General features: G+C 73.6%; 13 protein-coding genes. 8 read left to right on the forward strand and 5 right to left on the reverse strand.

Features of this window, described 5'->3' with window-relative positions:
- Positions 1-6: 6 nt before the first annotated feature.
- Together ABZ857_RS08840 and ABZ857_RS08845 are read right to left on the reverse strand one after the other, a co-directional pair.
- Positions 7-1,869 carry a thiamine pyrophosphate-dependent enzyme gene (locus ABZ857_RS08840; protein ID WP_357039825.1) on the reverse strand — a complete coding sequence of 621 codons (1,863 nt, stop codon included), beginning with the start codon at positions 1,867-1,869 and terminating at the stop codon, positions 7-9.
- Positions 1,859-5,020, reverse strand: a complete 3,162-nt coding sequence (locus ABZ857_RS08845; protein ID WP_357039828.1) for an FAD-binding and (Fe-S)-binding domain-containing protein — start codon at positions 5,018-5,020, stop codon at positions 1,859-1,861. Before ABZ857_RS08845 ends, ABZ857_RS08840 begins: the two co-directional genes overlap by 11 nt.
- Positions 5,021-5,294: 274 nt before the next feature.
- Here ABZ857_RS08845 and ABZ857_RS08850 point away from each other — a divergent pair, with 274 nt between their 5' ends.
- The 5 genes from ABZ857_RS08850 (at position 5,295) to ABZ857_RS08870 (ending at position 10,301) form a co-directional block, all read left to right on the forward strand.
- Positions 5,295-5,504, forward strand: coding sequence for a hypothetical protein (locus ABZ857_RS08850; protein WP_357039831.1), 210 nt, complete (start codon positions 5,295-5,297; stop codon positions 5,502-5,504).
- Between the two features lie 51 nt (positions 5,505-5,555).
- The gene (locus ABZ857_RS08855; protein WP_357039834.1) at positions 5,556-7,322 is read left to right on the forward strand and encodes a thiamine pyrophosphate-dependent enzyme; all 1,767 of its coding nucleotides are present in this window, start codon (positions 5,556-5,558) and stop codon (positions 7,320-7,322) included.
- A gap of 320 nt (positions 7,323-7,642) precedes the next feature.
- On the forward strand, positions 7,643-8,599 hold the full coding sequence (locus ABZ857_RS08860; protein ID WP_357039838.1) for an NAD(P)-dependent oxidoreductase: 957 nt from the start codon (positions 7,643-7,645) through the stop codon (positions 8,597-8,599).
- Between the two features lie 151 nt (positions 8,600-8,750).
- Positions 8,751-9,665, forward strand: a complete 915-nt coding sequence (locus tag ABZ857_RS08865) for an alpha/beta fold hydrolase (protein ID WP_357040209.1) — start codon at positions 8,751-8,753, stop codon at positions 9,663-9,665.
- A gap of 9 nt (positions 9,666-9,674) precedes the next feature.
- Positions 9,675-10,301 carry a TetR family transcriptional regulator C-terminal domain-containing protein gene (locus tag ABZ857_RS08870; RefSeq protein ID WP_357039840.1) on the forward strand — a complete coding sequence of 209 codons (627 nt, stop codon included), beginning with the start codon at positions 9,675-9,677 and terminating at the stop codon, positions 10,299-10,301.
- A gap of 66 nt (positions 10,302-10,367) precedes the next feature.
- On the opposite strand, the gene ABZ857_RS08875 is transcribed toward ABZ857_RS08870, so the two are convergent.
- The 3 genes from ABZ857_RS08875 to ABZ857_RS08885 are packed head-to-tail and all read right to left on the reverse strand — an operon-like array spanning position 10,368 to position 14,122.
- Positions 10,368-11,252, reverse strand: a complete 885-nt coding sequence (locus ABZ857_RS08875; protein WP_357039843.1) for an AraC family transcriptional regulator — start codon at positions 11,250-11,252, stop codon at positions 10,368-10,370.
- Between the two features lie 31 nt (positions 11,253-11,283).
- The gene (locus tag ABZ857_RS08880; RefSeq protein WP_357039846.1) at positions 11,284-11,979 is read right to left on the reverse strand and encodes a response regulator transcription factor; all 696 of its coding nucleotides are present in this window, start codon (positions 11,977-11,979) and stop codon (positions 11,284-11,286) included.
- On the reverse strand, positions 11,972-14,122 hold the full coding sequence (locus ABZ857_RS08885; protein ID WP_357039849.1) for a sensor histidine kinase: 2,151 nt from the start codon (positions 14,120-14,122) through the stop codon (positions 11,972-11,974). Before ABZ857_RS08885 ends, ABZ857_RS08880 begins: the two co-directional genes overlap by 8 nt.
- A gap of 204 nt (positions 14,123-14,326) precedes the next feature.
- Between ABZ857_RS08885 and ABZ857_RS08890 the strand changes: the two genes are divergently transcribed.
- The 3 genes from ABZ857_RS08890 (at position 14,327) to ABZ857_RS08900 (ending at position 18,643) form a co-directional block, all read left to right on the forward strand.
- Positions 14,327-15,004, forward strand: a complete 678-nt coding sequence (locus ABZ857_RS08890; protein WP_357039852.1) for a hypothetical protein — start codon at positions 14,327-14,329, stop codon at positions 15,002-15,004.
- Between the two features lie 58 nt (positions 15,005-15,062).
- Entirely contained in the window at positions 15,063-16,109 is a 1,047-nt protein-coding gene (locus tag ABZ857_RS08895; RefSeq protein WP_357039855.1) for a LacI family DNA-binding transcriptional regulator, read from the forward strand.
- A gap of 314 nt (positions 16,110-16,423) precedes the next feature.
- Positions 16,424-18,643: a glycoside hydrolase family 36 protein gene (locus ABZ857_RS08900; protein WP_357039858.1), complete on the forward strand. Its 2,220-nt coding sequence runs from the start codon at positions 16,424-16,426 to the stop codon at positions 18,641-18,643.
- Positions 18,644-18,678: the final 35 nt, after the last annotated feature.

Raw genomic sequence — 18,678 nt, forward strand, 5'->3', positions numbered from 1 at the left:
ACGACGTCATTGCGGGTGCTCGCCCCTGGCGCGGTCGCGGAGCCTGCCCACCAGCGTGGCCGCGGCCTGGCCGACCCTCCGGGGTACGGCGTGCGCAGGGCTGGCCGCGAAGCTCGACTCGTCCAGCATGTCCTTGACCATCTGCAGGGCGATGCGGTTGCGGTTCGGCGTGCCCTGCACCAGCGCCTCGGTCAGCTTCTGCACCTGGTGGCTCTTCACCTTGGCCGGGAGCGGCGGCTCGTGCTGGTCGACCAGGCACTCGACGATGACGGGACCATCCCACGAGAGCGCCTCGTACATCTGGTCGGCGCAGCTTCTCGGGTCCGTGATGCACATCCCCCGGGCGCCGCACGCCTCGGCGAATTTGACGAAGTCGATCGGGGCGAGGTTGACGCCGTACTCGGGGTTGCCGAGGAACACCATCTGCTCCCACTTGATCAGGCCGAGAGAGTTGTTCTTCGCCACCACGATCTTGATGGGCAGCTCGTGCTGCACGGCGGTGAGGAAGTCACCGAGTTGCATCGTCAGCGACCCGTCCCCGGTGAAGGCGACGACCTGTCGTCCCGGATAGGCGACCTGCGCGCCGATGGCGTACGGCAGGCCGGCCGCCATCGAGCAGTTCGTGCCGGAGAAGCTGAACATCTGCCCGCGGCGGATCTTGATCTGCCGGGCCGCCCAGCTCGTGACCGTGCCGGAGTCGCCGCACACGATGGCGTCCGGTCTGAGCGCGCCGTTCAGCGCCCAGGCGGGCACCTGCGGCTTCATCGGCGTGTCGGTGCGCGTGCCGCGCTCCTCCATGAGCCGCCACCACTCGCGCATGCCCTGCTGGGCCCTGGTCAGGAACGACCTGTCCTCGTTGCGGGTCAGCAGCGGCAGGAGCTCGGCCAGGGTGGCCCGCGCGTCGCCGGCCAGCGGCACGTCCACCGGGTAGCGCAGGCCGAGCCGTTCCGGCCTGTCGTCGATCTGCACGCACACGGCCTGCCCGGGCGAGGGGTAGTACTCGATGTACGGCATGGTGGACCCGACGATCAGCAGCGCGTCGCACTCCTCCATCGCGTCCTCGCTCGGGCGGCTGCCGACCAGGCCGATGGGCCCGGTGGTGTAGGGGCTGTCGTCGGGCACGCAGTCCTTGCCGAGCTGGGCCTTGACGATCGGCGCGCCGAGTTTCTCCGCCACCGCCTCCAGTTCGTCCACCGCGCCGCGGGCGCCCGCCCCGGCGAGGATGACCGGCCTGCTGCGGCCCGACAGCACCCGCGCGGCCGCGTCGAGGTCCTGCCGGCGCGGCACCCGGATCGGCGGCCGGTAGGCGGTGGAGGTGTGGCCCTCGACGTTGCGCCGGAAGCGGCTGCCCGAGCCGGCCGGGGCCGCCTGGTAGTCGATCGGGAACGTGAGGTGGGCCGGGCCGCGCTGGGTCAGCGCCGTGCGCACGGCGTAGTCGGTGACGTTGACGACGTGCGCCGGCCCCATGATGCGCTGGTTGTACAGCGCCACGTCGTCGAACATGTAGTCGGTGTTGACGTCCTGCAGATAGCTGGTGCCGACGAGGTCGTGGTAGGTCATGCCGCTGATCGCGAGCAGCGGCGCCTGGTCGGTCCGCGCGTCGAGCAGCCCGTTGAGCAGGTGGGCCGCGCCCGGCCCCGAGGTCGCGAAGCACACCCCGAGCCGCCCGGTGAACTTGGCGTAGCCGACGGCGGCCATCGCGGCCACCTCCTCGTGGCGGCAGTGGATGTAGCGCAGGTCCTGCCTGCGGTTGTGCAGGGCGTCCATGAAGCCGTTGATGCCGTCGCCCGGCAGCCCGAAGACGACGTCCACCCCCCACTGGATCAGCCGGTCGACGAGGACGTCCGCGGCGGTGAGCTCATCGCCCATGATCGGTCTCCCTCGATGAAACGCGTACGCGCCGCCGGGCGGCGAGTGCCGCCGCGACGGCCACGGCGGCTCCCGCGCCGCCGGCGACGGCCGCGCGGAGGCCGTCACGCCCGCCGGCTCCGTCTCCGGCGGCCTCCCTGGCGGCGCTGTCGACCGCCTGGTCCACGGCGTGGCCGGTCGGCCCGAGTTCGCCCTCGCGGATCGCGAGGGCCAGCACCTGGGCCAGGTGCAGGGGCCTGCGGCCGGTGCCGGCGGTGATCTGGCCGCGGCAGCTGAACCCGTCGGCGACGATCAGCGTGCCGGGGTCGGCGGCGCGCGCCTTCGGGAGCAGCACCCGCTCCCCCGCCGCCATCGACACCGCGTAGTGCTCGCCGGCCTCGTAGCCGAAGCTCCCGGCCATTCCGCAGCACCCGGAGTCCGGGATCTCCACGTCGAGTCCCATGTCGCGCAGCAGCGCGCGCTCGGCCTCGAAGCCCATCACCGCGTGGTGGTGACAGTGCACCTGGACGAGCGCCCGACGCCGCAGCCGGGGCGGCGGCCAGCCCGGCGCGTGCCGCGTGAGGAACTCCGACAGCAGGTAGCTGCCGGCGTGCAGCCGCCGCGCGTCGAGGTCGTCGGGCAGCAGGTTGGTCAGCTCGTCGCGGAAGACGGCCAGGCAGCTCGGCTCCAGGCCGACCACCGGGATCCCGGCCTCGACGAGCGGGCCGACCGCGTCGAGCACCCGGCGCAGGTAGCGCCGCGCGAGCGTGAGCATCCCGTAGTCGTACAGCGGGCGGCCGCAGCACAGGGGACCCTCGGGCACGATCACGCGGAACCCGGCGGCCTCCAGGACGTCGACGGCCGCGACCCCCACCTCCGGCTGGAAGTGCTCGGTGAAAGTGTCCGGCCACAGCAGGACGGGCGGCCCGCCCGGGTTGCGCGGCACGTGACCGGCCATGACGCGGCGGAACGTGCGGGGCGCGAAGCGCGGCACGTCACGCTCGGGCGCGATCCCGGCGGCCAGCTTGACCACCCGGCCGAGCACCGGCGCGTGGGTGACGGCGTTGGCCAGGCGCGGGACGCGCGAGGCCAGGCGGGCCCACACGTCGACGAGCCCCAGCGCGTACGCCTGCCGGGGCCGCGGCCGGCCGGCGTAGTAGTGGTGGAGGAACTCGGCCTTGTAGGTGGCCATGTCCACCTTCACCGGGCAGTCGCTCTTGCACCCCTTGCATGCCAGGCAGAGGTCGAGGGCCTCGCGTACGGCCTCGCTGCGCCAGCGGTCCCCGACGGGGCCCGCGCTCTCGGCCATCTCCTGCAGCAGCCGGGCCCGGCCCCGGGTGGAGTGCTTCTCCTCGCGGGTCACCATGAAGCTCGGGCACATCACCCCGCCGGACAGGTGGCGGCACTTGCCCACGCCGAAGCAGCGGCCGGCCGCCTCGGTGAAGCTGCCGCCGTCGAGCGGGTAGCCGAAGACGTGCTCCAGGTCACGCGGGCGGTACGCCGGCCCCTCGCGCAGGTGCGCGTCGAGCGGGTAGGGGTCGATCAGCTTGTGCGGGTTCATCCGGCCGTCGGGGTCCCAGACGCGCTTGAACTCCTCGAACGCCCGCATCAGCTCGGGCGGGAACATGCGCGGCCACAGCTCGGCCCGCCCGTGCCCGTCCCCGTGCTCCCCCGACAGCGACCCGCCGTACGCGACGACGAGGTCGGCGGCCTCCTCCATGAACCGCCGGAAGGCCCGGACGCCGCCGAGGCTGCGCAGGTCGAAGTCGATGCGGCTGTGGACGCATCCCTGGCCCCAGTGGCCGTAGAAGACGGCGTCGTAGCCGTGCCGGTCGAGCAGGCTCAGGAAGTCGCGCAGGTAGGGCCCGAGCACGTCCGGGTGGACGGCGGCGTCCTCCCAGTTGGGCCAGCCGCCGTGGCCGCCCAGGCCGACGGGCATGCGGGCGGTGCCGGCGGAGTGGCGCCGGATCTCCCACACCGCGGCCTCGTCGGCCGGGTCGTCGTAGAACCTGCAGCTCGGGCCGTGCGGGCGCGCCCGCACGGCCCGGACCAGCCGCGCGGCCCGCGCGTCGGCCTCGCGCTGGGTCTCGCCGCCGAACTCCATGAGCAGCCACGCCCGGCCGGGCGGCAGCAGGTCCTCGCCGCCGAAGCGGATCCCCTTGGCATGGAGGTTGGTCACGACGTGGCGGCTGGTGAACTCCAGTCCGATGGCCCCGAACCGCAGCAGCCAGGGCACGTCGTCACCGGAGGAGGGGATGTCGGGGTAGCCGAGCACGACGAGCGCGCGGCGGGGCGGCAGCCGCACCAGCCGGCAGGTCGCGTCGAGGGTCAGCGCCAGCGTGCCCTCCGAGCCCACGAGCGCCCGCGCGACGTGGAAGCCGTTCTCGGGGAGCAGCGCGTCGAGGTTGTAGCCGGACACCCGGCGGGGGATGTCGGGCAGGCCCCGGCGGATCGTGTCGGCGTAGGTGTCGCGGATGTGGCGCAGCCCGGCGTAGATGGCGCCGCGCCGCCCGCCGGCCGCGATGACGCACTCCAGCTCGTCCTCGCCGGTGGCGCCCACCCGCATGCGGGTGCCGTCGTAGGTGAGGATCTCCAGGTCCTCGATGTTGTCGACGGTCTTGCCCGCCGTCACCGAGTGGGTGCCGCAGGAGTTGTTGCCGACCATGCCGCCGATCGTCGCGTGGTCGTGGGTCGCGGGGTCGGGGCCGAAGGTCAGGCCGTACGGCGCGGCGGCGTCCCTGAGCCGGTCGCAGATGACCCCGGGCTGCACCCGCGCGGTGCCGCGCATGGGGGCGAGCTCGGCGATCCGGTCCATGTGGCGGGTGAAGTCGAACACCACGGCCCCGTTGACGGCCTGCCCGGTCAGCGAGGTGCCGCAGCCGCGGGCGAGCACGGGAGCACCGAAGCGGCGGCACACCTCCAGCGCGGCCTCGACGTCGGCGGCGTCCCTGGGCGTCACCACGCCGACCGGCACCTGCCGGTAAATCGACGCGTCGTAGGCGTACATGGCCCGGTCGCCGCCGCCGAACCTGACCTCGCCCGCGATGGCCTCGCCGAGCCGGTCGCGCAGTTCTTCGGCGTACGGAGGCAGTGGCGGGTTCCTCGCCTCTCCCGCCCCCGGCCACGCGCGGGGCGGCGCCGACGGCTCCGGTCCCGGGAAGACACGGGTCATGTCCGCCTCCTCGCGGATCGCCGGCCGGCCGGACACGTGTGCCTGACGGGCGTGCAGCGGCGGCCTCCCGCGGCGACCCTTCCCGCCGAGCGCCGGGAGGACCGCGGGGGCGGGTAAAAGCGCGGCGGGGATTCGCCCATGCGGGCCGTGCGATTTCCGGTTCTGCTGCGCACAAAGCCGCTGTGACCAGCGGATTCGTTTACGTGTACGGGGGGCGGGAAGGGCGTTTTCCGAGCCGTTCGATGCCGTGAGTCGTTCGATGCCGGAGTCGATCATGAACGTGCAGAGCAACGCGGTGAAGAGCGCGGGCGACACCCTGGCGTCGGCGATCGGCAGTGTCGCGGGTGCCGTGGCCGACCCGAAGGGCGCCCTGAAGCAGGCGAAGTCGGCCGTGTCGTCCCCGAAGCCGCTCGCCGTCGCCGCCGGCCTCGCCGCCGCGTACGTCCTCGGCTGGCGCCACGGCCGCCGAAGCGCGACGCGGTGAGGGGCGCGGGCGCCCGGGCACCCGTACGGCTGATCTCAATCGGAGGCGGACATGACCGAGATCGTGGGTGAGAGCCTGGCCCGGCGGCTGGTGGAGTGGGGGGTCGACACGATCTTCGGGCTCCCCGGCGACGGGATCAACGGCCTGATGGAGGGCTTCCGCCGGCACCGGGACAGGCTGCGGTTCATCCTCGTCCACCACGAGGAGGCGGCCGCGTTCATGGCGACCGGTTACGCGAAGGCGACCGGCCGTCTCGGCGTGTGCGCCGCGACCTCGGGGCCGGGCGCGATCCACCTGCTGAACGGCCTGTACGACGCCAAGCTCGACCACGTGCCCGTGCTGGCCCTGACCGGCATGCAGGAGACCTCGGTGCTGGGAACCCACTACCAGCAGGAGGTCCACCTCGACCGCCTGTACGCGGACCTGGCCGCCTACAACCTGATGATCACCAATCCGCAGCAGATGCCCGGCGTGGTGGACCTCGCCGTGCGCAACGCGCTGACCAAGCGGACGGTGTCGCACCTGACCTTTCCCAACGACATCCAGGTGGCGGCGGCGGCCGAGGACCCCTACCGGCACGTCGGGCCAGGCAGCCCGCCCGCGAGCCTGCCGACCTGCTCTCTCCCGCCGCTGCGGCCCGTGGAGGAGGACCTGACCAGGGCGGCCGAGGTCCTGCGGCAGGGCGAGCGGATCGCCATGCTCGTCGGCGTCGGCGCCCGGCACGCCCGCGAGGAGGTGCTGGCGGTCGCCGAGAGGCTGGCCAGCCCGATCGTGAAGACCCTCCCCGGCAAGTTCGTGGTGCCCGACGACCACCCGCTCACCACCGGCGGGCTCGGCCTGCTCGGCACCGCGCCGAGCGAGGAGCTCATGGAGGAGTGCGACACGCTGTTCATGGTCGGCACGTCCTTCCCCTACGGGAAGTACCTGCCGCCCGACGGGCAGGCCCGGGTGGTGCAGATCGACGCCGAGCCCACCCTGCTCGGCATCCGCCGGCCGACCCAGGCCCCGATCGCCGCCGACGCCAAACTGGCGTTGCAGGCGCTGCTGCCGATGCTGGACCCCGCCAAGGACCGGTCGTTCCTGGAGAAGTACCAGCGGAAGATGGACGCCTGGCGGGAGGACATGCAGGCGCTGCAGGACCCCTCGCGCGATCCCATCGCACCGCAGTACCTCATGGCCTGCGTCGACGAGGCGGCCTCCGACGACGCCATCCTGACCTGCGACTCAGGGACCATCGCGACGTGGGCCGCGCGGCACTGGACGATCCGCGGCGGGCGGGAGTTCTACCTGTCGGGCAACCTCGCCACGATGGCCCCGGGCCTCCCGTACGCCGTCGGGATGCAGCACGCCTTCCCCGGCCGCCAGGTGATCGCCTTCGTGGGCGACGGGGGCTTCGCCATGCTCATGGCCGACTTCCTCACCGCCGTACGGCACGACCTGCCCATCAAGGTCGTGATCAACAACAACAACAGCTACGGGCAGATCCTGTGGGAGCAGATCATCCTCGGCTACCCCGAGTACGCCGTGCGGCACCGGCAGCCCGAGGCCGACTTCTCCGCCTGGGCCCGCGCCTGCGGAGCGTACGGCGCGAAGATCAAGGACCCGAAGGACCTGCCGGGCGCGATCCGCGAGGCCCTGGCGCACGACGGGCCGGCCCTGGTGGACTGCGACGTCAATCCCAACGAGCCGCCGATGCCGGGCAAGGTCAAGTACGACCAGGCCAAGCACTTCACCGAGGCGTTCCTGCGCGGCCAGCCGCACAAGGCGGGCGTCCTCGCCACGGTCGCCCGCGACAAGATCAACGAACTGCTTTCCTAGTGGGGTGTCCACGGACCTTGGCCGGGTCGGTCACTGCGCCGGAAGGGACCTCCGGCCCTCGCGAAGCCCGCTTCGCCGGGCCTTCCCCGCGGTCCTCGCTCTCTTCCGCTCCGCTCCCTCCACCCCGGTGAACGTGGGTGGACAGCGCACTGGCCAGGTCGCCCTGAGGGCAGGATTGTGACCCTCCGCCCACCGACCGCAGGGAGCCGGGGTCGCGATCGTGCGCCTCCGCGTGGGCCTGGGCGACCCGCTCTGCGGCGTGCCCGGCGGGGCGGCCGGCAACCCGGGCGTACACAATCGTTCAAGACCGCCACCGCGTCATGGGCTACAACGGTCCCCGGCGCCGCCCGGAGAGGGCGGCGCGGCGACGTGCGCGGGGAGGCGAGCGGATGGACGTGGGTTTCGTCGGTCTCGGGATCATGGGGCAGCCCATGGCGCTCAACCTGGCCCGTGCGGGAACCCCCCTCGTGGTGTGGAACCGCACGGCCGCCAGGAGCGAGCCGCTGCGCGCCGCGGGCGCGCGGGTGGCGGGCAGCGCGGCCGAGGTGTTCCGGCGGGCGCGGGTGGTGATCCTCATGCTGGCCGACGAGGCCGCGATCGACGCGGTGCTGGAGCGCGGCACGCCCGCCTTCGCCCGCACCGTCGCGGACCGGGTCGTCGTCCACATGGGCACGACCTCCCCCGTCTACTCGGCCGGGCTGGAGGCCGAGGTGCTCGCGGCCGGAGGCCGCTACGTCGAGGCGCCGATCTCCGGCTCCCGCGTGCCCGCCGAGCAGGGGCGGCTGGTGGCGATGCTGGCCGGCCGGGCGGACGCCGTGGAGGAGGTGCGCCCGCTGCTGAAGCCGATGTGCGCCAAGACGGTGGTGTGCGGGCCCGCGCCCAAGGCGCTGCTGATGAAGCTCGCGGTCAACATCCTCCTGATCACCACGGTCACCGGTCTCGCGGAGTCGCTGCACTTCGGCGAGCGCCAGGGCCTCGATATCGGGCTGCTCGTCGACGTGCTCAACTCGGGCCAGATGGCGAGCGACGTGTCGCGGGTGAAGGCGGTCAAGCTGGCCGGGCGCGACTTCGCCGCCCAGGCCGCCATCGCCGACGTGCTGAAGAACAACCGGCTCATCGCCGAGGCGGCCCGCCGGGCCGGCATCGCCTCGCCGCTGCTGGACGTCTGCCACGCCCTGTTCGGTGAGACCCTCGCGCTGGGCCACGCCGATCTGGACATGGCCGCCGTCGTCCACGCGATCGAGGCCAGGACAGCTGGGGAAGACGCCCGCGGATGACCTCTCGCCCGGTCGTCGTCATCGGAGGGACGACCACGGATGTCACTGACGTCGGCGGAGAAAGCGCTCGGCTGGCCGCAGCCCACTGCCGCTGAGCCCCATCCCGTTGTTAGGATACGACTGTATCCATTCAGGAGGGGTCACTGTGCGCATGCCCGACCGGCCGTCGTCCTTCGTCAGCGACTCCGCCCGTGACAAGTACTACGCCACCTATGACCGGCTGCTCCGCGAGCTGTGGCCGGTGCCGGTGGACGCTGTCGACGTGGAGACCCGCGCCGGCAGTGTGCGGATCCACCGGGCCGGGCCCACCACGGGAGATCCCGTGGTCCTCCTGGCCGGTGCCGGCGGGAACGCGCTGGCCTGGTACCGCTACATGGAGCCGCTGGCGCGCAGGCGTCCGGTCCTTGCCGTCGATCCGCTCGGCGAGCCCGGCCGCTCGGTCCAGACGCGGCCGCTCGCGACCGGCGCCGAGGTCGGCGGCTGGCTCACCGACATGCTGGACGCGGTCGGTGCCGAACGCGCGCATGTGGTGGGTTCCTCTTACGGCGGCTGGACCGCGGTGGAACAGCAGCGTGGCGGGGGCGGCAGGGTCGCGGCGCTGACGCTGGTGGATCCGGGCGGCTTCGCGCCGTTGACCGGGCGTTTCTACCGGTGGGCCCTTGCCGGGGCCATCGCCTCCATGCTTCCTCGTACTCTGCGACACCGCATGGCCGGCGTAGCGGGCAACGGCACGCTGCGCGAGGACGCGCTGATGGAGCTGATGCTGGCCGGACGGTCCTTCCGCCGGCGTCTGCCCATGCCGCCGATTTACGCCGACGAGCAGGTACGGGAGCTGTCCGTGCCCGTGCAGGTGCTGCTGGGCGAGCGCAGCGCGCTGCTCGACGCGGAGGCGGTGGCCGCGCGGCTGGCCGGCATCGCGCCGTCCTGGCGCGTGGAGATCGTGCCCGGCACCGGGCACGCGCTGCCCGTCGAAGCTCCTGACCTGGTCGTCGAGCGGATCCTTACCTTTCCCGGCCAGGCGTGGCCCGGGATCGCACCACCGAACCACAGCGCGACCCACCGCTAGGAAACCGGCATGCCCAGACAGGTGGATCACGATGAGCGGCGGCGCCGGCTGACCGAGGCGCTGCTGCGCATCGCCGGCACTCGCGGCCTGCAGGCCGTGTCGATGCGGGAGATCGCCGCCGAGGCCGGGGTCTCACTGCGCGTCGTCCAGTACTACTTCACGAACAAGCAGGCCCTGCTCGAGTCCGGCCTCGCCGAGCTGGGCGCCCGCATGGACCGCCGGGTCAGGCAGCGGGCTGCCGCCACCGCGGGCGGGCTGTCCACGCGAGGTCTCTTCGCCGCCGTCCTCGGCGCGATCCTTCCCTCCGACGAGCAGAGCCGCCTGGACTCTCTGGCCTGGACCGCCTACTACACGGCCGCCCTCACCGACCCGGCGCTCGCTGCGACCGGGCTCACGCTGCCCAACGCACTGGAAGACTTCCTCACCGAACGGTTCGCTATCGCGCAGCAGGCCGGGGACGTCGACGCCGATCGTGACCCGCGTATCGAAGTCGCCGCCCTTCTGGCCCTCGCCAACGGCCTGACCTCCAGCGTCCTCAGCCGGCAGCGCAGCCATGAGGCCGCCGCCGCGATCATCGACTACCACCTGGACCGCCTGTTCGGGCCGGCGTCCACGCTACGGCCGCCCCCGGGCTGAGACATCACCCGGACACCGTGGCCACACCGTGGCCACACCCTGGCCACACCCTGGACACACCCGCGCTCACGCGAGCGCGGCGGTCCACCGGGCGGGTGTGAGGCCGTAGGCCCGTTTGAACATGCGCGACATGTGGGCCTGGTCGGCGAAGCCGGCGAGCTGGGCCGCCTCGGCCAGGGGCACGCCGTTGCGCAGCAGCCCGCGGGCCAGGTCGAGCTGCCGCATCGTGCGGAAGCGGGTCGGGCTGGTGCCGAACGCGACGCGGAACTGCCGCGCGACCGTCCACCGGTCCAGGCCCGAGACCTGTTCGAACTCCGTGAGCGTGTGCCGCACCGTCGGGTCGCCGGCGATCAGGTCGCGCACGCGGGCCAGCGCCTCCAGCGCCAGCGGAGCCCGCCCGCCGGGCCGCGGGGAGCTCCATGCGGAGGGGTTCCGCATGCCGGAGTGCCGCACGAGCGTGCGGACCACCCGCAGCGTGAGCGTCAGCCGTTCGACCTCGTCCAGCGGCTCGTCGATGTCCCGCAGCCACGCGGCGAGCGCCGGGTCGGCGTCGCGCCGCCCGATCACGGGGTCGGCGACGAACGGCAGCGGCGCCCCGCCCAGCGCCTCCTGGACGAGGGAGGGATCGAGGTAGATGATCCGGTAGCCGAACCCCTCGTCGGTGCCCGCCACGCCGTCGTGCGGTTCGTCGGGATGCAGGACGTGCCACTCCCCCGGCAGGCAGTGCCTCGGCTCGCCGCGGTAGCGGAACGTCTGCACGCCCCGCAGCGTCATCCCGATCGCGTACGTGTCGTGGCGGTGCGTGGCGAACCCCTCGCCGACGAGCGACGCCTCCAGCCGCTCGATGCCCGCCGCGCCGGAGCCGAACCGCAGCCGGTGGCCGGGCCGGGCCCCGCCGTCCGGCAGATGCCGGCGCAGGCCCGCAGCGCCGTCCGGTGACTCGTGCCGCACGCGCCGAGACTACAGGCGTTCGCGGCCGTCGTCAGGGCCGCCGGCCGCCGTTACCACGGCCGAGCCCCGCGTCCCGGGCCCGGATGATGGCCTCGGCACGGTCGGCGACCTGCAGTTTGGCGAAGATCGTGGAGACGTTGTTGCGCACCGTCTTCTGCGACAGGAACAGCGCCTCGGCGATCTGCGCGTTGGTGCGGCCCGCCGCGACGAGGGAGAGGATCTCCCGCTCGCGCGGCGTGAGCTGGGGGAAGACCTCCTGGTCCGCGGCCGGAGGTCCCTCGGTGAAGAACTCGGCGACCCGGCGGGCCACGGCGGGGCCGAAGATGGCCTCCCCGTGGGCCACGGCGGTGACGGCCCGCAGGATCTCGCTCTGGTTCGCCCCCTTCAGCAAGTAGCCCCGCGCCCCGGCCCGCATGGCCGCGAACAGCGTGGCGTCCTCCTCCGACATCGTCAGCACGACCACCCCCATGCCGGGGTTCGCGGCGATGATCCGCCGGGTCGCCTCGATGCCGTCCAGGTCGGGCATGCGCACGTCCATCACCACGACGTCCGGTCGCAGGGCGGCGGCGCGTTCGACGGCCTCGCGCCCGGTGGCGGCCGTGCCCGCCACCTCGACGCCTGCCATCGAGCCCAGCAGCGCGGCCAGGCCGTCCCGGTAGACCGGATGGTCGTCGGCCAGCAGCACCCGGATCGGCCGGCTCGGTTCTTCAGACACCTCTTCAGACACCGGTGAACTCCCTCGTCTCCGTCAGCGGCAGCCGCGCGTGGACCACCGTCCCCCCGCCCTCCGGGCAGGTGACCACGCAGTCGCCGCCGAGTTCGGCCGCGCGCTCCCGCAGGGACCGCATCCCGACGCCCGCCGTGACGTCCTCGCCGATCCCCACCCCGTCGTCCCGTACGACGACGTGCAGCATGCCGTCCCGCACGGCGAGCCCGATCTCGCAGCGGGCCGCCTCCGCGTGTCGCGCCACGTTCGCCAGCGACTCGGAGACGATGCGGTAGGCCGCCACCTCCACCGCCGCGGGAAGCGCGGGCAGCGGCTCGTCGTCCCCGGTCAGAACCCCGCCCATGACCACGGTGAGCCCGCCGCGGAAGCGGCCGGCCTGCTGCTCGACGGCCCCGCGCAGACCCAGCTCGTCGAGGGCGGGCGGGCGCAGGTCGTGCACGATCTGGCGGACCTCCGCGACAACGGCCGACACCTCCTCCGCCGTCCGCGCGAGGATCGCGTCGGCCTGCTCCGGAGCGGTGCGCGACAGGTTGCGGGCGGTCTCGATGCGCAGCGCCACCGCGCCGAGGCTCGGCCCCAGCCCGTCGTGCAGGTCCCGCCGCAGCCGCCGCCGCTCCTCCTCCCTGGCCACCACCATCGTGGCGCGGATGCGCTGCAGATCGGCGCTCATCTCCGTGGCGCGGGCGGCCGCGGCGGCCTGCCGTACGAGGTCGCCGAGCAGCCGCTGGTCGCGCACGTTCAGGTCGGTGCGGCACAGCACGAGCCGGCCCACCTGCTCGCCCCGGTAGGCCACCGGCAGCGACACCGCCGGGCCGCGGGCCACGCCGTGCTCGACCGCGGAACGCTCCCCGTCCGGCCTTTCGATCTCCACCCGTACGTAGGACAGCCGGAACGCCTCGGCCAGCGTGCGGGCCAGGGCGACGAGCTGCTCGCCCGGGCCCGCCGCGAGTTCGAGCCGTTCGGCCAGCGCCGAGACGGTCGCGTACGGATCCTCGCGCGGCCCGCGCAGCAGCCGCCTGACGGTGCGCACGAGCCACGTCCGGGCGGGAAGGTAGACGAGCGTGACGACCGCGATCGCGGCGAGTGCCGCCTGGCGCTCGTCCACCGCCCCGGCGGCGGCGGTGAAGACGGCGGCGTCGACCACGACGACGAGCACGGCCGCCATGCCGTAGCCGAAGGTCGCGGGCAGCAGCCGGTCGACGTCGTACAGCCGGTGCTTGGCCACCGCGACGACCACGGCGAAGGAGGCCACCGCCACGGCCACGGGGAGCAGGAACGCGGGCACGTCCGGCGGCAGCACCAGCGGGAGCAGCAGCACGAACATGCCGGCCAGTGCCGCCCACATCAGCCACCGGATCTGCGCCCTGCGGTCGGCGTCCCCGGGACCGCCGGACCCCGCGGCACGGTAGCGGTGCACCGTCACCGCGAACGGCACGACCAGGCTCACCACCACCGCCGCCGAGGCGGCCGTCAGCAGCGGCTCCCAGACCGCGTACGGCAGGGGCAGGGTGACCGGGTCGAGCGCCAGCCGGGCGAGCTCGGGCGGAAGCGGCACTCCCCCGTGCCGGCTGAGCACCGACACGGGCGCCACCAGCCGCAGCGCGGGCAGCGCCGCGGTCAGCGCGAGGCTGGCGATCGAGAGCCGGCGCCAGAGCGGGGCGCCTGGGAGCCTCCCGTCCGGGAACAGCAGGATCAGCAGCGGCAACTGGAGCAGCAGCGCGGCGCCCAGCCGGGTGTAGAACCAGTAGGCGGCCGACGCCCCCGGCAGGCCCGGCTGGACATACACCGCGTACGTCGCCCACGCGGCGGCGGCCCCGTTCAGCAGCCACATCACGCCGGAGCCGGTCAGCACCCACGCGACGGGGTGCCGCGGCAGGCGCCGCAGCAACAGGACGCCGGGCACGGCCTGCGCGAGCCCGGCCAGCGCGGAGGTCCATCCGGGATCGAGCTCGGCGCCCGCGGGCACCCGCGCTCCCCTCGCGAGGACATCCAGCAGCACCGTGCCCGCGACCACGGCGAGCAGGGCGGCGACGGCGGACACCACGGCCGCCGCTGGCAGACGGCCCTCGCCCGCGGCTGCGGCCCCGGCGGCCTCCGGCTCGTCCGCCGTCTCCGCTTCCGCCGCTTCCCCTGCTTTCCTCACGGCAAGCATTGTGACGGGTCGAATCGCCCGGTTTTGCACGGAGCCGGGGTGTCCCGGCCGAAGGAGGACCCGCGTCCCGAATCGGACGGACATGTCAGGGGCGCGATCGGGGACCGGCGGCCCTGCCCTCCCGGGTCCGGCGTCCCCGAGCCTTGACCCCGCGCGGCCGTCCCGGCCAGCGAACGAACCGACGAAGGACGTCACATGGAACCGCACTACACCACGACCCCGGCCAGAGCCCGCACCGACGTGCGCGCGGGCGCCCCCGTCCCGCCCGAGACCGGGCCCGCCCCGATCACCGTGGGCAGGGTTCGCCGCCTCGGCCTCGGGCTGGCCGCCGGAACGCTGATCTGGGCCGTGACCATCTTCCTGTTCGACCCGTCGGCCGACGGCACGGCCGGACGGATCGGCGACCTGGGCGGGCTGGCCTTCCAGATCGGCCTGTTCGGCCTGCTCACCGTGCAGTCGCGGACCGGCGCCACGGGCACCTCGCGAACCAGTGTGATCATGCTGAGGACCGAGGCCGTGCTGCTCGCCCTGGCGAGCGTGTGGTCGCTGCTGCACGCGATCCTGCCCGAGGCGGCGGGCGACGGCGTGCTGCTCGGCGTGCTCGACCTGTTCTGGCCGCTGTCGATGCTCGGCATGTTCGTGATCAGCGTCAAGCTCCTACTGGCCCGCCGCTGGAGAGGTCTGCTGCGCTGGTGGCCCCTGGTCGCCGAGAGCTGGGGCGTCGTCACCGTCCCGGCATACGCGCTGGTCGGCGACGCGGCGTCCCGGTGGGTCGGCGGCGGTCACCTGCTCGTGGGATACACCGTGCTCGGCCTGCTGCTCGCCCGGCGGCCGGAGGACGCCCTGCCGGAGCTGGAGGCGGCGGACTCGTGACCACTCGGCCCGGACGGCGGTTTTGACCCCGGCTCGCCACACCGATCACGATGGGGGCGTGAACGAAACCCCTGTTGAGGTGCCCTCGCCGCGTCCCGGCCGGGAGACGGTGCCGAGCATCCGGGACGTCGCGGCGGCGGCGGGCGTGTCCAGGCAGACGGTGTCCCGGGTGCTCAACGCCTCACCCAAGGTGAGCGACGAGACGCGGCGGACCGTCATGGAGGTCATCGAACGCCTGCAGTACCGGCCCAACCGCGCGGCCCGGGCACTGGGGACGGGGCGGGCGCGAGCCGTGACGGTGGTCACCTCCGACACCATCCTGTACGGGTACGCCTCGACGCTGCAGGGCATCGAGGAGGCGGCGCGGGTCGAGGGGCTGGCCGTCGGGGTGCGGGTGGTCGAATCGGACCGCGAGGGCGACGTGCGCAACACCGCCGGCTACGTCAGCGACCCGAGCGCGGGGGGCGTGATCGTGATCGCGTTCGACGCGGCCGGCATCGCGGTGCTGCGTGCGCTTCCCGAGTCCCTGCCCGCGGTGGCCGCGATCGAGCCCGGCGTGCCGGGCGTGGGGCGGCCCGCGATCTGCCTGGACGAGCAGCAGGCCTCGGCCGAGGCGACGCGGCACCTGCTGGCTCTGGGGCATCGGACCGTCCATCACGTGGCGATCCCCTCGGAGTCGGAGCACAGCGGACGTCAGGCGGGGTGGCGCCGTGCGCTGGCCGAAGCCGGAGCGGCCGTTCCGCCGGTGGTGGCGGCGGGCTGGGACGTGCGATCGGCGTACGAGGCGGGACGGGTCCTGGCGGCCGATCCCGGAGTGACGGCGATCTTGTGCGGCAACGACGACATCGCCCTGGCGGTGCGCCGCGCGCTGTTCGAGGCGGGCAAGGACGTGCCCGGTGACGTGAGCATCGTGGGCTTCGACGGGGTGCCGGGCTCGGAGTACTGGACGCCGGCGCTCACGACGGTCGAGATGGACTTCGCCGGGCTGGGCCGCGCCACGGTGGCGGCGGTGCTGGCCGAGCTCGCCGGGGAGCCCCAGCCCGCGGTGTCGCTGACGCCGCCGCGGCTGGTGGTGCGCGAGTCGACGGCGCCCCCGCGCCGGTGAGCCGCATCCCCGCCGCCCGGCCCGCCCGTGAAACGCCGCCCGGCCCGCCCGTGAAACGCCGTGCGGCCGCGGCGGCCAACGGCTGATCCGGGCGGGCCGACGGATGTTATTAACAACAACGTAACGGGCTCTTCCCCTTGGTCGTGTGACCGGTCACACTCGCATTCGTGCGGATGTGACCGGTCACACGCATGCGGAGGGGTGATCCCCGGGCTCGCCCGCCGCCCGCGGCCTGTCTCCTCGCGAGGGTCACCGTCACGTCCCGCGCGCGCAAGGACCTCCGGAGAACCCGGCTCGATCGTCAGGAGACGCAGTTGAACTCACGGCACACCGAGACCAGCCTGGTGTGGGGGCACTCGGCACTGCGGGTGGTGATCGCCATATCACCCGACGGTGTGGTGAGCATCCGCGAGCTGGGCGCGGGCGACCCGGGGCCGAGGCCGCCCGCGCAGCCCCTCGTGGAGGTGCTGCTGGCCGGTCAGGGACGGGCGCGGGCGTCCCACCGCTTCTCCGACACCGCCGTCGGCCGCCGCTTCGCCTACGTCGGGGCCGAGCAGGTCCGCGACGGGCAGTGGCACGAGCTGCGGGTCACCGTGCGGGACGAGCAGACCGGTCTGGAGGCGCACACGCACCTGCGCTCGGCCGAGGGCGTGCCGGCCGTACGGTCCTGGACGACCGTCGTCAACCGCGGCACCCGGGAGGCGGTGGTGCTGGGCGTGACCTCGTTCGCCGCCGGGTTCCCGGCCGGCTCGGCCGGCCGTCTGCAGGTGGTGCGCGCCGACAGCGAGTGGCTCGGCGAGAGCCGCTGGCGCGTACGGCCGCTGCGCGAGGAGATGGCGGACCTCAACCTGCCGCTGCACGGCCAGGACGGCCGGGGCCGCCTGGCGGTCACCAGCACCGGCACCTGGTCGACGGGGCAGCACCTGCCCACGGCGGGCCTGCTCGACCCGGACTCCGGCCGGGCGTGGCTGTGGCAGGTCGAGCACAACGGCCCGTGGCGGTGGGAGGTCGGCGAGCGCAGGGACGGCGCCTACGTCGCGCTGCTCGGCCCCACCGACATCGACCACCAGTGGCACGCCGTCCTGGCCCCCGGCGAGTCGTTCACCACGGTCCCGGCGTCGGTGGCCGTCTCCTCCGGCGGGCCGCACGGTGTCTCCGGTGGGTCGCACGGTGTCTCCGGTGGACTGCACGGTGTTTCCGGTGGGCTGCACAGCGTCTTCAGTGGGCTACACGGCGTCTTTGATGGACTACACGGCGCGGCGGCCGCGCTCACCGCCCATCGCCGCGCCCTGGTGCGCCCCCATCCGGACCGGACCCGCCTGCCCGTGGTGTTCAACGACTACATGAACACCCTCATGGGCGACCCGACGACCGCGAAGCTGATCCCGCTGATCGACGCCGCCGCCGAGGCGGGCGCCGAGGTCTTCTGCATCGACGCCGGCTGGTACGACGACGACGGCGACTGGTGGGACAGCGTGGGCGAGTGGCAGCCGTCCCAGACGCGGTTCCCGCGGGGCATCGAGGAGGTCCTCTCCCACATCAGGGGGCGCGGCATGGTCCCGGGCCTGTGGCTGGAGCCCGAGGTGATCGGCGTACGCAGCCCGATGGCCGACAAGCTGCCCGCCGAGGCGTTCCTGCAGCGGGGCGGCACGAGGATCGTGGAGCACGGCCGCTACCACCTCGACCTGCGCCACCCGGCCGCCGTCGCCCATCTCGACGAGGTCGTCGACCGGCTCGTGGAGCAGCTCGGCGTGGGCTACTTCAAGCTCGACTACAACATCGACCCCGGCGCGGGCACCGACGTGGACGCCGCGAGCCCGGGCGCCGGGTTGCTCGCCTGCAACCGGGCCCACCTGGCGTGGCTGGAGGCGGTGCTGGACCGCCACCCTGACCTGATCCTGGAGAACTGCGCCTCCGGCGCGATGCGCATGGACTACGCCCTGCTGTCGCGGATGCAGCTCCAGTCCACCAGCGACCAGCAGGACCCCCTGCGGTATCCCCCGATCGCGGTGGCCGCTCCCCTGTCCGTCCTGCCGGAGCAGTCGGCGAGCTGGGCCTACCCCCAGCCGGACATGGACGACGAGCAGCTCGCCTACAGCCTGTGCACCGGCATGCTGGGCCGCCTCTATCTGTCGGGGCACCTGCCCACCATGACCGGCGCGCAGCGCGACGCGGTCGGGGCGGCCGTCGCCGCCTACCGGGACATCCGCGCCGACCTGGCCGCGGCCGTCCCCGTCTGGCCGCTGGGGCTTCCGGGCTGGGACGACCCCTGGCTCAGCCTCGCCCTGACCACACCGGACCACACGTACGTGGGGGTCTGGTGCCGCGCGGACGAGCGGGCGACCGCCTCGCTGTCCCTCCCGCACCTCGCCGGACGTCAGGCCGGCGTCGAGCTCGTCTACCCCCGCCACCTGCCCGGCTGGGGCGCGGAGTGGGACCGGGAGACGGGCCGGCTCGTCCTCACCAAGCCGGTTTCCGGCCCTTCTGCCCGCATCTTTCGCATTTCACCCGTCTCATCATCCTCGCCCGATTAATCCCACCTGCTCTACAATCCCGGGCCTGCGGTCCG

Origin of the sequence: Microbispora sp. NPDC046933, assembly GCF_040644635.1 — a bacterium.
In the GTDB taxonomy this organism is placed as follows: Bacteria; Actinomycetota; Actinomycetes; order Streptosporangiales; family Streptosporangiaceae; genus Microbispora.